The 600-nt window shown below is 38.3% G+C and carries 1 protein-coding gene; it reads right to left on the bottom strand.

Annotated features, from left to right (window positions below):
• Positions 1–203 precede the first annotated feature (203 nt).
• A partial coding sequence (locus FK530_RS27605) for a restriction endonuclease (protein ID WP_146489482.1) occupies positions 204–600 on the bottom strand: 397 nt, incomplete at its 5' end.

The raw sequence follows: 600 nt of genomic DNA, 5'->3' as shown, positions 1-600 counted from the left end.
AAAACATCAAAACATCAAAATATTCAAAATATCAAGAGATAGAAACAAGAGTAGAGCTACAAGATCGGTAGATGTTGTAGCTTTTTTATTATCGCTAGGTTATCGCGATTCTTTTGATGTGTGCGTCCCTATAATCATTTCAAAATCTTAGATACTTTAATGATGCTACCTACGGCACTTTAGCGAGAATTTTAGAGAGAAGCTTAAGGCTGAAGGTAGCGAATCATCTCTCCGAGACGTTTACGATCGATTAAGATAACATCGAGTTTAATGGCCGCTTCAATCGCTGCTTTGGTAAAGCCGCTATTGGTAATCACAATAATACGATCTAGTTCATAAAGATCTTTCGCTGTATAGATCTCTTGAATTGCTGAGAGCGGTACATTTCGTCCCCATCGTTTGCATTGAAAGCCATATTTGAGCTTGTCATGCTCAGCATAAACATCGAGCCCTTTATCATTACTATAGGGGGAGACGCGAATCTTTTTAAATTGGTAGAGATGTAGAAGATTTGCAACATAATGTTCAAATTGTTCCCCATCCATCTGATCGATATCGTCCAATGTATAGCTTGCGGCACGGCGATCTTTCTCATATTCT

The sequence above is a fragment of the Tsukamurella conjunctivitidis genome (assembly GCF_007858475.1).
GTDB lineage: Bacteria > Actinomycetota > Actinomycetes > Mycobacteriales > Mycobacteriaceae > Tsukamurella > Tsukamurella conjunctivitidis.
The sequence above is the reverse complement of the archived record's forward strand: the minus strand, read 5'-3'. Positions and strand labels throughout refer to the sequence as shown.